At 34.3% G+C, this 16,395-nt stretch carries 12 protein-coding genes; 10 read left to right on the top strand and 2 right to left on the bottom strand.

Annotated elements, in window-relative coordinates; genetic code table 11:
• Window positions 1-140: 140 nt before the first annotated feature.
• The 6 genes from F6K18_RS05980 to F6K18_RS05955 all read left to right on the top strand — a co-directional run bounded on the left by F6K18_RS05980 (window position 141) and on the right by F6K18_RS05955 (window position 6,650).
• Window positions 141-587 carry a hypothetical protein gene (locus F6K18_RS05980; RefSeq protein ID WP_287519466.1) on the top strand — a complete coding sequence of 149 codons (447 nt, stop codon included), beginning with the start codon at window positions 141-143 and terminating at the stop codon, window positions 585-587.
• Window positions 588-869: 282 nt separating this feature from the next.
• Window positions 870-2,288 carry a hypothetical protein gene (locus F6K18_RS05975; protein WP_287519465.1) on the top strand — a complete coding sequence of 473 codons (1,419 nt, stop codon included), beginning with the start codon at window positions 870-872 and terminating at the stop codon, window positions 2,286-2,288.
• 25 nt (window positions 2,289-2,313) lie between these two features.
• On the top strand, window positions 2,314-3,711 hold the full coding sequence (locus F6K18_RS05970; protein WP_287519464.1) for a DUF1822 family protein: 1,398 nt from the start codon (window positions 2,314-2,316) through the stop codon (window positions 3,709-3,711).
• A 51-nt stretch (window positions 3,712-3,762) separates the two neighbouring features.
• The gene (locus F6K18_RS05965; RefSeq protein ID WP_287519462.1) at window positions 3,763-3,909 is read left to right on the top strand and encodes a hypothetical protein; all 147 of its coding nucleotides are present in this window, start codon (window positions 3,763-3,765) and stop codon (window positions 3,907-3,909) included.
• A gap of 604 nt (window positions 3,910-4,513) precedes the next feature.
• On the top strand, window positions 4,514-5,482 hold the full coding sequence (locus F6K18_RS05960; protein WP_287519460.1) for a tetratricopeptide repeat protein: 969 nt from the start codon (window positions 4,514-4,516) through the stop codon (window positions 5,480-5,482).
• Window positions 5,483-5,714: 232 nt separating this feature from the next.
• The gene (locus F6K18_RS05955; protein ID WP_287519459.1) at window positions 5,715-6,650 is read left to right on the top strand and encodes a tetratricopeptide repeat protein; all 936 of its coding nucleotides are present in this window, start codon (window positions 5,715-5,717) and stop codon (window positions 6,648-6,650) included.
• Between the two features lie 860 nt (window positions 6,651-7,510).
• Here F6K18_RS05955 and F6K18_RS05950 read toward each other — a convergent pair.
• Entirely contained in the window at window positions 7,511-8,944 is a 1,434-nt protein-coding gene (locus F6K18_RS05950; RefSeq protein WP_287519458.1) for a GUN4 domain-containing protein, read from the bottom strand.
• Window positions 8,945-9,684: 740 nt separating this feature from the next.
• On the bottom strand, window positions 9,685-10,557 hold the full coding sequence (locus F6K18_RS05945; protein ID WP_287519456.1) for a PhzF family phenazine biosynthesis protein: 873 nt from the start codon (window positions 10,555-10,557) through the stop codon (window positions 9,685-9,687).
• A gap of 34 nt (window positions 10,558-10,591) precedes the next feature.
• Here F6K18_RS05945 and F6K18_RS05940 point away from each other — a divergent pair, with 34 nt between their 5' ends.
• From F6K18_RS05940 to metH, 4 genes are all read left to right on the top strand, one after another.
• On the top strand, window positions 10,592-10,951 hold the full coding sequence (locus tag F6K18_RS05940) for a hypothetical protein (RefSeq protein ID WP_287519454.1): 360 nt from the start codon (window positions 10,592-10,594) through the stop codon (window positions 10,949-10,951).
• Between the two features lie 27 nt (window positions 10,952-10,978).
• Complete coding sequence (locus F6K18_RS36470; RefSeq protein WP_353735018.1) at window positions 10,979-11,155, top strand: IS1 family transposase; 177 nt, start codon at window positions 10,979-10,981, stop codon at window positions 11,153-11,155.
• A gap of 450 nt (window positions 11,156-11,605) precedes the next feature.
• A complete protein-coding gene (locus F6K18_RS05935) occupies window positions 11,606-11,869 on the top strand; it encodes a hypothetical protein (protein ID WP_375341293.1) in 264 nt (87 codons plus the stop codon).
• A gap of 805 nt (window positions 11,870-12,674) precedes the next feature.
• A complete protein-coding gene (metH, locus tag F6K18_RS05930) occupies window positions 12,675-16,250 on the top strand; it encodes a methionine synthase (protein ID WP_287519453.1) in 3,576 nt (1,191 codons plus the stop codon).
• Window positions 16,251-16,395 lie beyond the last annotated feature (145 nt).

Raw genomic sequence — 16,395 nt, 5'->3', positions numbered from 1 at the left:
TGCTGATGATGAACCTCAGACAGGAAAATGTTTTTCCCCTATTCCCTATTCCCTATTCCCTATTCCCTATTCCCTATTCCCTATTCCCTATTCCCTGCTATAGACATAAAAATATTTGTACTATCTACCCCAAAAAAACTATGTTACCTTCAAACTATCCTGAAAATTCTACCGATAATCTTCTTCCAGTTATTAATGCGAATAATATTTTTATCATACCCGAACAGTTAAATAGTTATAAAGAAGAAATCTTATCTGTTAATAATATCTTAACAGAACAGCTTACAGATGAAATAAATTTCCTCCCACAAATAAATAGTAATATTACTCCTGACCTAAAATATCACACTGAAGTTATCGAAAACCATTCCGAAACAGATTTACTAACTGGTGAATTAATTGACTCTCAGAGAATAGCTAGTCAAATCAACCAATTCCCACAGTCAGATAACACTTTGATAAACGCTCGCGATATTGGGGTTTTGAATACCAATCAAATTTGGAATGATATTGAAGCGAAAAAAGCATTTCCTTGTTCCTTTTTGCCTCTTCAGTTCTTCCTTCTTTCCTCAATAAATATTGCATAACCTCTAGGAATATAGAAATATATTCCAATTGAAGGGATAAATATCCTGATATTAGAGCAAACTTTTGACCAGGAAAAATGATTATACAATTAACAATAATCAGCATTGTGGATTGAATATCTTACGGGTTAATGTTTTATAGTAGTCGAAGCAAAGGTTAGGAAAGATCGAGAGCTTAAAACTAAGACAACGTAATACTTTTCCTTCTTCCTTCTTTCTTCTGCTATAAGCTAATATATCTGGATAATTGTTCATTTTTATTGATCTCAAATCTAAAAGTAAATGGTTACTGCTTCTAAATACTGGAGACAGATTAAGATTAATAGTTCCGGGTCTCGTCAAATCCTGGAAATTACAGAGGCAAAACAATTTTTTACCTCAATTTTTCCAGAATATATAACAGATAGTGAAATTTCGGACATTAATATTCAGCGTAAACTTTTAGCATTGGTGCAAGATAATTCAGATACTAATTTAGAGAGAAATTCTTTATTAGCAGAACGCTGTCTTCTCTGTTTTATATCTTGGCAAATTGATGGTGTTTGTCAACAATTAGCCGCAAATTTTGGTACAAATCATGGCTTTACTAGGGAAAATTTATTCCCTTATGTTTTGACTGATGATGGTAGAATCTCTAGTCAAAAAAATAAAACTTCTTCTTGTTCTTTTGCTCAAGAAATTCTCCAAAATTTCGACCCAAATCAAAGCAATTTAGCTAGCTGGACAACTAGAAAAGTTAAACAGCATCCTGAACTTAATAGTTTCTTACTAGAATGTGGAGTCTATTTAATTAGTGATTGGGCAATTCTAAATGATACTCCTCCCAAACAACTAGAGAAAATTTTCTCAGTATTTTATCATTTTACTGCTTTTGAAACTCAAGAAAGTCTGAAGATTTTATCAAGTTATCATGCTATTTATCGGGCGCAACGTCGCCAAAAAAGTTTATCAAGAGCAGGGAGAAAATGTTTGCCACCAACTACAGAACAATTAGAACAAATTGCTCAATTAATCAAAACTAAAACTGGTAAAAATATTTCTCCAAAGCAAGTATTGACTAAATTGCAAGACCTGGCTTCTCAAATACGAGAATATCGAATTTCTGTGAGAAGTGGTTCTCTACCGACAATACCATTAGATACTTCTAACCATAAATCTTTAGCTAATCAGATTTGTATTGTTCAAGAAGCTGATTCAATGGATGAACAGAATGAATTTTTGAGCAATTATAGAAAGCAATTTCTTTTAAGTTTAGATGATGCTATAGCTAAAGTAACAGATTCTTGGATACAATTACTAAAGAAAAGAAAAAACAAAAAAATAGAACAATTTATCCAAGGGTTACATCTATATCATTGTCAGGGAAAATCAATGACAGAAATTGCTCAAAATGTTGGCTTGAAAGCGCAATATCAAGTAACTCGCTTACTAAAATTAAAATCTTTTCGGGCTGATATTAAACAGGAATTATTAATTAGTTTGCGGGGTCGTATCTTAGAAATTGCTCAAGATTATGCAGATCCAAAACATCTAAAAACTATAGATAAAAAAATAGAAATAGCTCTAGATGAACAAATAAATATAGTCTTTAAAGAAGTAGAATCAGAGGGTTATAATTCTCAGTCTAGTTCTAAAGAAAATTTATTTGCTCAAAGAGTTTGTAAGCATATAGATAAATTCAATTATTGTAATTTATCATAAAACTTATTATCAAGGAAAACTTTCAATGAAAAATGAATTAACGAATCAATTAGAAGATTTGCTAGAATTTCAGGGTATTGCAACAGAATCTATTCATTTATCATTAGAAAAAGTTGAGCAAGCCATCCAAATTAGCAATCAAATTCCTAACGAATCACGACAATGGCAAACTTATTTGAATGGGTTAGCTTTGTTTGGATTTGAACAATGGTTAGAAGAACGAGGTACAGATAATTTAACAGTTAATTTAGCTGATGCTTCTATTTTTAATCCAGTTCTTTCTAACTCAATTCCAGCCGTTTGTAATCTGAATATTAATCAGTTTAAAGTTTGTCTAATTACTCAAGGTAGTTTTATAGATGAGGAAGTTAGTTTACCTAGAGCAGTAGTAGATTTACCAGAGTTCTCCCATCATTTATATGTAGTGGTGGAAGTACAAGAAGAGCTAGAAAAAGTTGTGATTAATAGTTTTATTTCTTATGCAGATTTAATGGGCAATAAAACACAGCTTAATCTACTGCCAGATGAAGATTGGAATTATCAAATTCCCTGGAGTTGGTTTGATACAGAAATAGATAATTTATTACTTTATCTTCGTTGTTTGGATATAGCAGGAATTGCCTTGCCAGAGGTACAACCTAAGTCAAATAATTTAGCTGCAGCTAAAGCTGAATTAACAAAATTATTACCTCAGCTATCCGCACAAAATTTATGGGAATCTTTTAACTGGGAACAGGGAAAAACTATCCTAACTAATTCTGAGTTATTAAATTGGATATATAATTGGCAATTGCAAATAGATATAGAGGAGGGGAATATTCCGAATAATTTAGTAGAAATTACAGAAAATTCAGAAAATTCTTTAAGTAGTCTGAGTAAATATTTACCAGATTTACTTAGTATCTTGACTGAACCTACAATTAATGTGGGGCGTTGGTTAAAGAATGAATTAGATGATTTTGCCAATGAATTATCCTGGGTTTTATTGCCAGAATTATCGGCACTATCTCCCATGAGAGGAATATCTTCTCCTACAGAAGAAATTGCCGGAATTATCAGAGAGTTGCCCAAAAATGGTGTATATATTCCTCCTCATGCTAGGGTTGCTTATCACGATTTATTATTAGCTGGAATTCCTTTAAGATTGTATGCTTTAACTTGGTCTTTAGTCTCAGATTCAACATTAGAATGGATGTTGCTATTAATATTAAGTACGCCTACAGGGATGGGTTTACCGGAAAAAATAAAATTGCGGGTTAGTGATGCAACGGGAATTTTAGTTGAACAGAAATTAAATTCCAATGAGGATGATTTTTATATATTTACTAATGTTGTAGGAGGTTGGAATGAGAAGTTTATTGCTACAGTTTATTTGACACCAGAAAATCAGGAGACTTTTCCTCCTTTTGAATTTAATCCATGATTTTGATCGGTTTGGCGTTATCAAATTTTGCAACAATAATGCTAAATCATTTTGAAGAAGGAAAAAGTGGATGGGATTTGTAGACAGGAAGTGGCAGGTCGAAGACTATCCCCAACCAATTATGGACGGTGGAGTATTAAACCTATAAAGAAAAACATAAAAGTTGTTGACGAAATTGAGTGGGCAAATAAATATTGAGTTATTCTAACTGAGAAAAAGTTTGCTACAAATTTTTAGGTGAGGAAACCTTCGGATAGACAACTTAAATGTATCAACTCATAGCATTTTTTTTAGATATTTATTATCTATTAATCAGTTTAATTGCGCATAGATCCAATTTAAACTGATGGGTCATAGGGAATAGTAAAGTTTTTAGCAATACTAACTAAATATTTAAGGGTTTAGCATCCTATACTGACTACTAATATACAGTTATAATTAGGCTCGTAGTTGGGCTTAAGCAATCATACTAAGAACTAGTGTAACAATAACCATTACAGTTTTTTTGATGGAAGCTAATTTCACAATTGATCCCAGATAAAATCTGTACAAATTATTTTTACATGACTCCTAAGTATTGTAAGGGCTAGAGCAAAACTATGAACAAAAACTTTATTATAAGTAATTATCCGCTAGCATAGCTCCCCGGAGGGGGCACATGATACAATAAGTAACAATTATTTTTGTACTACATTTTATCTCCACAATGTAGTGCAAATTTCTGCATAACCTGCCAACTTTGAGAAATAGAGTAGTTTACAACCGGAAAATTACCAGTATTGTTCTGGAGGAACTACTTATCGTGTCCACTGCTATCTATTCCGCAGAATTAAAACAACTATCTCAAACAGGCGATCGCTTATTCGATCTGGGACAATTTGAAACTGCATTAAATACTTTTCAGGAAGCGTTAAAAATTGTGCTCACATCTGAGCAACAAATAAATATTTTAAACCGTATTGGATTAGTTTATCGTCGTCTGGAAAAATATGATTGTGCCTTAAAATATCTCAATTTAGCCTTGCAACTTGCTCAAGAAATTGGCGAACAAAATCGAGTTGTAATGATTTTGAATGATATTGGCGAAACTTATTGTTTGTCTATAGAATATACTTCTGCCTTAAGATACTATGCTCAAGCTTTAGAAATTGCCCAAGATTTTTGTAATTTATTAGGAATGGGTATAATTCTTAATCATTTAGGCGAAATATACAATTTACTAGGGTTATTTGAACAAACTCTTAACTGTTGTCAAAAATCTCTAGAAATTTTCCATAAACTTGAAAGAAAATCAGAATTAGATAAATTAGCTTGCCAAACTAACATTGCTACAGCTCTTTATAATATAGGAGAAGCTTACTTATGGATCGGTCGATATACCCAAGCAAAAGAAATCCTAGAACTTACTTTAGCTATTCGTCAGAAAATTTGCAAAGTAACTTTGAATAAATTTAGTCAAACTACAGATGCTTTAGATAAAAATATTCTCCACAATAATTATCTTAATAGCAAAAAATCATCTCAAACAAACCAACTACTCCAACAAGAAAAAATTTGCTTCAGTCAAAGTATTATCTCCCAATATAGAGCAGAATTAGCCAATACTATGAATTTAATCGAGAAAGTTTATTGCCATATAGGTCAACAGCAAAAAGCAGAGAAGTATCGTCAAGAAAAACTTGAAATTTGGGAAAGTTGTGGTGAAAAATCTTTAATCTACAATACCTATATTTTGCCCTTTTATTTAAGATTTCCTTGTCATTATGCGTGAAAATAAATTATCAGATTAGTTGGCAATACTATTACTTATGCTAGTATATAATCTATCCGTGCATTAATCAAAAAGTTCGGCGTTGGTCAATCAAGAGATGAAACTTTAAGAGTAGTCTGTTTCTGATACCTCTAAATATTTTACCAAAGTAAGTGATGGGTCTCACCCCTACTAAAAAATCATCTTACCAATTACCAACGCCAAAAGTTCAGTATTGTCAGGGAGCAATATTATGAAATCTTATGCTAGCCATCAAAATGAATTGAAATATCTATTTCAAACAGGCGATCGCTTCTATAGTATAGGTCAACTAGAAACTGCATTAAAAAATTTTCAAAGAGCTTTAGAAATTACTAGATTAATTAATAACCAGGAAACAAGACTCAATATTGTCTATAGAATTGGATTAGTTCACCGTAAAATAGGAGAATATTCCAATGCCCTTAAATACCTAGAACTAGCCTTAGAACTAGTAAAAAAAATAGGAAACGAGGCAAAAATTGCCACTATATATAATGAAAAAGGAGAAATTTATTATCTTTTAAAAGAGTATAGTAATGCTTTGAAGTGTTATTCACAAGCTCTAATAATATTTAATAAATTCAAAGATATCGTAGGTATCGGCAAAACAATTAATCACATTAGCACGATTTATAATTTAACTGAATTATCAACTCAATCCCTAGAGTATTCTCGCAAATCTTTAAATATTTTTCAAAAGCTTGCTCAATCGGCAAAAAATGATAAATTGACAATTAAAATCAACGAATCAATTGCACTGCATAATATGGGAGAAGCATATTTTCTAATCAGTAGACCTCGCCAAGCTCAAGCCTTTTTAGAACTTGCTTTAGAGATTCGGAAAAAACTCTGGGAAGATTCTCTAGATCGGTTAGCATTAACAATAGATAATATTCCTAAAATAGAAAAAAATCATTATTCTAGCTATGTATATCCTCAAAAAATGGCAACTTATGAACAGAAAGAAAAAGATGGATTTCGCAGAAGTATTTTTGCTGAATATGGTAAAGATTTAGTAAAAACTCTTGATTTAATCGAAAAAGTTTATAAAAATCTAGGGCTAGAGAGACAAGCGAATAACTATCATCAACAACGGATAGAAATTAGTGAAAAAATTAATAGTAATTCTTGGTTAGTTACAACTTAAGCTGAAGTAAGATTATAGCAAATTCAAAAAAAGTCGATTTCTTAATCTGTAGTTCCTACTCAATTTTTTACAACTTTACTACCTCTGATAAATTGCAAAAGTTATAAGCTTTTGAGCATTTAAAACATATATTCATTTTTTCTTAAAGGCAACAGGTATATCGCTACGCGTAAGTCAGAAGTTAGAAGTTAGAAGTCAGAATTAATCCCGGACTGACTTTGAGCATTTATAAATTTCCTAACTTATTTGCGTAGTGCTATAATACCAGTTTGATAAATGTTTGCTACAAATAGATAGGATATTTCTTAGGAGTCAGAACTCAGAAGTCAGAACTCAGGAGTCAGAATGAATGGCTTTAATAGCAGTTTTTAGGTCTGAATTTATCTTTTTACTCCAAGAGATATCTTTTATAAAGTAGGGGCGTTTTGCTCCACAATATGTAAACTAGAGAGCTTCTACGTTAGCAAATGGCCATTAGCTAGCTCACAACTACGTTAACGCCCTTACTGCCCCTATTATTGGTCACATTCTTTTTTGACTCTTAGTATAATATCAACAGGACTTACGCACAAGACGAAATTATACACCATTTCTACGGGTGAACGGCCGTTCACCCCTACCATAAGTGGTAGTTATGCGTAAGTCGTAATCATATCAAGTCTAATTAATTGACCACACTAAAAATTTTCTGCTCTTTCTCCTGTCAAATTTCTCAAACCTACTGCTATTAAATGTTGCCTGTTGCCTCAGACCTTAGTATCATTTTTAACAGATGTTTGCGTAGTATTTCCAGACCGAAAGGAGACCGACTAATTGCGCACTCGATGCCTGACTTTTGACTTTCAATTGCCCATAACCCTCTATATTTGACAAATATTAAGTCTTTTTACCATGGCAGAAAATAACTTTTCTAACTCCATAAACCATACCCAGTTTCCACTCATAGCAAACATTGCGGGTAAATGACCATAAGGTGCTTTTTCTAAATCAAATATTAAGTTATCGTGATTAGTCCAACCAATTATTGAATGCCAACCCAAGCGATCGCCCAATTTTTCATAAGTTAAAAAAAATGTTTGAGTAGGCAAATTTTCCCAAATCTCTTTTTGTGCAGAAAAACCAAACTTACTATTTGAATATTTTACCCAAAGTTGATTAATAGTCCGTAGATCAGTGCAAGGTAAATTATTAATTGAATTAATATTTAATTTATCTCTATTTTCTCTATTAGTGATTTTTAACATTAACTTTGCTGTTTCTATATCTGCTTCTCGCCATTTTTCAGTAGCCAATAAATCACACAATTTACTATAATCAACTCCCCTTTCTGAATTTAAGTTTACTTCTAGAATAGATGAAGAGTCTACCAAATTACTTACCTGTTTTTTAGGTAGTGAAACATCAACATCATTAAGTTTAATCAATGCCATAATTTCTGTCGCTGACTGAAACCTTTTCTTCGTTGCTCCGACAATCATCCGGTCTAATATATTGCCCAAACGATCGCTAATAGGAGAAATTAAAAAATCTCGCCATACCCAATCATTTTCACTTACATCAAACAATTCAAACGGTTCAACTTGAGTCAATAAATGAATACAAGTCACACCCAAACTATAAATATCACTAGCAAAAATTGACTTCCCAATAGCTTGTTCCGGCGCAGCATATCCAGCAGAACCAATAACTGTTCCCGTCACCGCCAAAGCAGTACGAGTTGCAAACTTTGCTGCCCCAAAATCTACTAATACTAATTCACCTTTTTTCTGGGAAGATATAGGTTGCTTAATAATATTACCCGGTTTAATATCCCGATGAATTACCTTTTGAGAATGAATAAATTCTAATACTGGCAATAAATCATTTAATAACTCCCAAATCTGAGTTTCATTAAACGCCCCTACTGTTTCTAACTCCTGCTGTAAATTTTGCCCCTCAATAAATTCTTGAATTAAATATTGACGATTATCTTGAGTAAAAAATGCCAGTAATTCAGGAATTTGAGGATGTTTTCCTAAAGCTTCTAATCTCACTGCTTCTTTAGCAAATAATTCTGCTGCTTTTTCCATATTTTGTTGATATTGAACTTCAGGAAAAAACTGCTTGATTACACAAAAAGCTTGAGATGGTTTAAATTCATCTACTGCTTGAAAAGTTCTACCAAAACCACCTTGACCAATAATTTTAATGGCAAGATAACGTTCTGCTAAAAGTAATTTTGACCCACATTGCTGACAAAATTTTGTATCAGAAGGATTTTGATTTAGACATTCAGGATTTAAACATTGACTCATAATTTAAACCAGTTATATTATCTGCCCCCTCCGTGGGAGCTACGCTATCAGATAATTAGTTATAATAAAATTTTTGTCTGTAGTTTTGCTCTAGCCATTTAAATACTTATCTTATTGCTTAAGCCTAACTACGAAGCCGTATTATAACTGTTATACCTAACATAATATTACATAAAAGAATATTACAATATTTTGATTGTAGGGAAGACAAAACTCTCACCAATGATTCTAAACTAATATATATAATTTCTCAAATAGATGAGGTACACAACTTTTTAATTTTTGGTAAGAGAGAAGAAGAAACAAAGAAAAAATACCATATTTTATTAATATGAAAACCCCTATAGTAGTCTTATATCATGTCCCCTTGAATATTTATAAATAAGGGAGTAGGGACGTTCATGCAACCTTTGTACGCAGTAGAGATAATAGAGATATTTACCCTGTGTAAAAGCATAGGTTTTTTCATCACTAATTATCCGGACTTAATATTAAATGATTTATCTTTTTCTTTTGGGTTTAAGAGCTGGTTGATCAACTTAGTTAAAAGTCTTACATCACCTAGCTTTCAGGAATTTTGGAACTAAAGGATGATAACTCGCCAAACCTAAGTATAGCCAGACACTCAGCCTCTTAATATTTACTTGATAAATCCGCTGTAATGCCCCGCCGTCTGGGTGTTTACAAGCTTGTTAGGATTTAAGTCCCCATCCACTTTTTCCTTCTTTCTTCTTCCTTATTTAAGCAACCAATTTTCCTTGAGCAACCATGATAACTTTACCACCAACTAATACTTCTATTCCTTCTACTTTTTTCTCTGCTTGTAACAATAATAAAGAAGGTCGATTAATTTCATATCCCTGTTCGACCCTAATATTAACTTTTGCCTCACCAAAATAATTATACTCAGCTAAATATCCTGCTAAACAACCATTAGCACTGCCCGTTGCCGGGTCTTCAGTAATTCCTAAATATGGTGCAAACATTCTCACACTTAAATTATTAATACTATTGTATGTCTCAGGGCAAAATATTAAAATTTCTGTAGCTTTTGCTATCTGAATAAACTGATAATATTTATCCAAATTTACTTGAGCTTTCTTCAATGCTTTGAGATTTTTCAAAGGCACAATGATAAAAGGTATCCCTGTGGAAACTTCCTGAATAGGAAACCTCATATCTATATCACCCACATCTAAATTTAATACCTCTGCTAAAGATTCAATTTGATGTTTTTGAGCAAAAGTAGGCATATTCTGAGCCATCCATAAAACTTCACCTTTCCAACTCACAGCAATTTGTCCTACACCCAGATTTAAAATTACTTGTTCCACCGAATTTTTAATAATTTCTCGTTGAATAATATAGGCAGTTCCTAATGTTGGATGACCAGCAAAAGGTAATTCTTGAGTAGGAGTAAATATCCGCACATCATAACCATTATTTCGTTGTGTTGAAGATAAAATAAAAGTAGTTTCTGAATAGTTCATCTCTCTGGAAATTTGCAACATTTCATTATCAGAAAGATTCTCAACTTCAGAACCTGTAAATACAGCCAGTTGATTACCAGCATATTTAGTTTCAGCAAATACATCTACAATGTAAAATTTCATAGTATTTTGTTACCTTTAGGCTTATATAACTCATTTGGTATCTTTATTGGCGATTCAGTTTTTTGACAGGAGTCAGGAGTCAGGAGGTGGAGGGAAGGAATATGGGAAAAAGGTTGAAAAATACCTCCCACCTTCCCATCTCTTTTTAAATAGATCTCAAATGGGTTCTATATTCGATCTAATTTATCAGATCGTCAAAGTTTGTAGCTACAGAACACCTAGACCGCGCAAATCGGGTGGAAAGAAAAATATTTTTCCCTTAAATATTAGTTATATTAAAAGAAACTCACTCAAAGGTCTAACCATATATCAGTCTATGGTTCGGAAAGTAGGAGTATTAGCGCTAGTATATGCTTCAATTTTTGGTAGTCCTGCTCGCGTAATAGCAATATAATTCAAATAGGTTAATAAAGTTAAGTTTGTGGAGAGCAATTGTCCTGAGTGCCAGTCTACTAAAATCATTAAATATGGACATACCCACGATGGTAAACCTCGTTTCCGTTGTACTCATTGTGGGCGACAGTTTGTAGAAAATCCTACCCGAGGACCTATGGATGAAGCAACAAGAATCATGATTGATCAAATGTTGCTCTTATAGATTAGCATTGGCAGCGATCGCTCTGATTAATATCATGTTCCCCCTCCGGGGGAGCTACGCTAACGGACGGGTCAGTTATAAATAAAATTTAAGGACTGACAGTACCGACGGTATCAAATAAATACTGAAATTGTCTTTACTTTTCTCCAATATTTCCTCTTTTTCTCAAATATTTCCTCCTGACTCGGTCGTTCCCCTCCTGGGAGGGGGAGGGGCGAGGGGTGGGTTGACTCCTGAGGACTCACAACATTTATTTATAAGTATTCAACCGAACATGATATAACTGGTGTTTCAACAAAGTTGGTTGCAGATTTACCTTCACCAGAAGTATGACTTGGTTCCTCCACAGGTTGAGGTTAGTCACAAAAAATTGGCCAACAGACAATTCAAATGGATCAAATGTGGTGATTTGTTGGTGCAAAAAGTAATCAACAATGGATTTGGTTAGCAATGGATGTTGAAACTCGTGAAATTGTGGGAGCAGATATTGGCGATCGCTCTCAACAATCAGCTCAAAATCTTTGGCACTGTTTGCCAGGGGTCTATGGTCAATGTGCAGTCTGCTACAGTGATTTTGGGGAAGCTTACGAGATCATACTACCATCAATGCGACATCAAGCTCTGGGCAAGGAGACTGGTAAAACAAGCGATATAGAAAGATTTAACAATACCATGGGACAGCAACGTATCGGACGGTTAGTACGAAAAACCTGATGGTTTTCTCAAAAATTAAGTAATCACATTGGAGCTATCTGGAATTTTATACATCACTATAATGCCACAATTTGTTGACCATTACTATGTAGGACTACCCAATTTTTTTACTAGCCAACCATTGATCGATATTATCTGCTCCTAGCTGCACTTCCAACAAAGCATTTTTTTCAAATTATCCAGAATTAATTCACGGACAACTTGATAGCTATAAAAAGCAGCAATACTAACTACAACAGTAGTACCTGCAACCAACAAACGTAACAGAAAACTACGAGTCGATTTCTTGTCTTGTAGATGATTTTTCCACCAAATACTTAACCTTTGACAAAGTTTTATTGCTGGTAGTTACTCTGTTCTAGTCATAGCTATTTTATTCTAGTTGATTGAATCAAATCATTAGTTTTTTAAGCACCTTAATTCACTATAATTAATCAGCCTGATTTTTATTATACCAACTTGGTCTGCTCAAAAATAATAACTTTGTAATGGTAATAGAAATAAATTCTTAATTCATCTATCATTTTTGATGATATATCATTCTCATTTTAAAATTATATTTATTGGTAATTATCCTATAACTACTAATAAAATTTTGATAGATATTAGGATATATAAGTCATCAGTCACTAAGTCATAACTTCAAAAAAATTGAAGTTAATTTGAATTATTATTTAACTGTAGACAATCTATGTTCTAATTGCGATAGCACTTCTTAAGACATATTATCATAAAGAAAATAAATTGCTCTTAAATTCTCAAAAGAGTAGTATAAAATTAATATCTAAAAACCAAAAACTTGATTATGAACAGCTCATTTTTGAATCGTCTCCATAGCCCAGAACGCCCAGTAATCGTCTTTGATGGGGCAATGGGTACTAACCTACAAGTGCAAAACCTAACCGCTGAAGACTTTGGCGGTGCAGAATATGAAGGTTGTAACGAATACCTTGTCCATACTAAGCCAGAAGCCGTAGCTAAGGTCCATCGAGATTTCCTCGCAGCAGGTGCCGATGTGATAGAAACTGATACTTTTGGTGGGACAAAAATTGTCTTAGCAGAATACGATTTATCAGACCAAGCTTACTATCTTAATAAAACAGCAGCCGAATTAGCAAAGTCTGTTACTGCGGAATTTTCTACCCCAGAAAAGCCTCGATTTGTGGCTGGTTCAATGGGACCAGGAACTAAATTACCTACCCTCGGACATATTGATTTTGACACCTTAAAAGATGGTTTTACGGAACAAGCAGAAGGTCTTTGGGATGGGGGAGTAGATTTATTTCTTGTAGAAACTTGTCAAGATGTTTTACAAATAAAAGCTGCTTTAAATGGTATAGAAGAAACCTTTGCTAAAAAAGGTGAACGTCGCCCCATCATGGTGTCAGTAACTATGGAATCTTTTGGCACTATGTTAGTAGGTTCTGAAATTAATGCTGCTGTGACAATTTTAGAACCTTATTCTATTGATATTTTAGGATTAAATTGTGCCACTGGTCCGGATTTAATGAAGGAACATATTCGTTATTTATCGGAAAATTCTCCTTTTGTTGTTTCTTGTATTCCTAATGCTGGTTTACCAGAAAATATCGGCGGACAAGCTCACTACAAATTAACTCCTATAGAGTTAAAAATGGCATTAATGCACTTCGTTGAAGACCTAGGAGTACAAGTTATCGGTGGTTGTTGCGGTACTCGTCCAGACCATATTAAAGCATTATCTGAAATTACTGAAACTCTCACACCAAAAGAACGAGAATATAACTATATTCCATCAGCAGCTTCTATCTATTCTTCCGAAACTTACGAACAAGATAACTCCTTTTTAATTGTTGGGGAAAGATTGAATGCTAGTGGTTCTAAAAAATGTCGAACTTTACTCAATAATGAAGATTGGGATGGTTTAGTTGCCTTAGCAAAATCTCAGGTAAAAGAAGGGGCACATATTCTTGATGTTAACGTTGATTATGTGGGGCGCGATGGGGTTAAAGATATGCACGAATTAGCATCTCGCTTAGTCACAAATGTTAATTTGCCTCTGATGTTAGACTCGACTGAATGGGAAAAAATGGAGGCTGGTTTAAAAGTTGCTGGCGGTAAATGTTTGCTCAATTCTACTAACTATGAAGATGGAGAACCTCGTTTTTTTAAAGTATTAGAATTGGCAAAAAAATATGGTGCTGGTGTGGTAGTTGGAACCATCGATGAGGATGGCATGGCTCGGACGGCCGATAAAAAATTTGAAATAGCTAAACGAGCTTATGATGCAGCAATAGAGTATGGCATTCCTGCCCATGAATTGTTCTTTGATACTTTAGCTTTGCCAGTTTCTACAGGTATTGAAGAGGATAGGGAAAATGGAAAAGCCACAATTGAATCTATTAAAAGGATTCGAGAAGAATTACCAGGTTGTCATATAATGCTTGGGGTTTCTAACATTTCGTTCGGTTTAAATCCCGCAGCAAGACAAGTGTTGAACTCGGTATTTTTGCATGAAGCAATGGCAGTAGGTTTGGATGGTTCTATTGTTAGTGCCAGTAAAATTTTACCCATGTCAAAAATTGAACCAGAACATCAAGAAGTTTGTCGGAAACTAATATATGACCAACGGGAATTTGATGGGGATATTTGTACTTACGACCCTCTGGCTGAGTTAACAACAATGTTCCAGGGTAAAACAACTAAAAAAGACCGTTCTGCTACACAAAATTTACCAATTGAAGAACGTTTAAAACAACATATTATTGATGGGGAACGTATCGGTTTAGAGGATGCTTTGGCAATAGCTTTAGAAAAATATCCGCCATTAGATATTATCAACGTCTATTTATTAGATGGTATGAAAGTAGTGGGAGAATTATTCGGTTCCGGACAAATGCAATTACCATTTGTATTGCAGTCTGCTCAAACTATGAAAGCAGCAGTTGCTTATCTACAACCTTTCATGGAAACAGAAGAGTCAGGTGAGGATAATTCTAAGGGAACTTTCTTGATAGCGACAGTGAAAGGAGACGTTCACGATATTGGTAAAAATCTCGTGGATATCATTCTTTCCAACAACGGTTATCGGGTAATTAACTTAGGAATTAAACAACCAGTTGATAACATTATTGCTGCTTACCGCGAACACAATGCTGACTGTATCGCCATGAGTGGTTTATTGGTGAAGTCAACCGCATTTATGAAAGATAATTTGGAAACATTTAACGCAGAAGGTATTACCGTACCCGTGATTTTAGGTGGTGCTGCTTTAACTCCGAAATTCGTTAATGAAGATTGCCAAAATACTTACAAAGGTAAAGTCGTTTATGGTAAAGATGCTTTCTCTGATTTGAATTTCATGGATAAATTGATGCCAGCAAAATCAGAAAATCAGTGGGATGACATCAAAGGTTTCTTGGGTGAGTTAGCAGAAGAAAATGGTAACGGTAATGGTAATGGTAAGGTTCATAGTAATGGTAATGGTAAAGTTGCTACTGCAGAAAAAGAGGAAACTAAACCTGCTGAACCAGTTGTGGTAGATACTCGCCGTTCCGATAAAGTAGCAGTAGATATCGATCGCCCGACTCCTCCATTCTGGGGAACTAAGTTATTACAACCAGAGGATATGCCATTTGAGGAATTATTCTGGTATTTAGATTTGCAAGCGTTGATGGCAGGGCAATGGCAATTCCGTAAACCTCAAGGTCAACCACGGGAAGAATATAATGAGTTTTTAGCGGAGAAAGTTTATCCTATTCTGGAAACTTGGAAATCACGGGTAGTTAATGAGAAGTTGCTGTATCCCCAAGCAATTTATGGTTATTTCCCTTGTCAATCAGAAGGAAATACACTTTTCATTTACGACTCCGACGAAATGAATAAGACTGGTAAAGCAACAACAGTTGTCACCAGTTTTGAATTTCCACGGCAAAAGTCAGGACGACGGTTGTGTATTGCAGACTTCTTTGCTCCCAAGGATTCCGGAATTATTGATGTGTTCCCGATGCACGCTGTAACAGTAGGAGAAATAGCCACTCAGTTTGCTCAGAAGTTGTTTGCTGCCGATGAGTATACAAATTATTTGTATTTCCACGGTATGGCGGTACAAACTGCCGAAGCAATGGCAGAATGGTTACACGCTCGGATTCGTCGGGAGTTAGGTTTCGGTGCAGAGGATGCAGATAATATTAAGGATATTCTCAAACAGCGTTATCAAGGGTCGCGCTATAGTTTTGGTTATCCTGCTTGTCCGAATATGCAGGATCAGTTTAAGCAGTTAGACTTGTTGGATACTAAGAGGATTGATATGTATATGGATGAGAGCGAGCAGTTGTATCCTGAACAGTCTACTACGGCGATCATTACTTATCATCCAGTGGCGAAATATTTTAGTGCGTAGGTAGTTAGGAGGAGTCAGGAGACAGAAGTCAGGAGACACAATGAAAGAAGGAGTAGAGTAGTAGGGTGCGTTACACTTCGTTAACGCACCGCCAAACTATAAACTTTTTGGTGGGTTAGCGTCAGCGTAACCCACCCTACCCGCT

Source organism: Okeania sp. SIO2C2, from assembly GCF_010692625.1.
GTDB lineage: Bacteria > Cyanobacteriota > Cyanobacteriia > Cyanobacteriales > Microcoleaceae > Okeania > Okeania hirsuta.
This window is presented reverse-complemented; position numbering and strand designations above follow the sequence as displayed.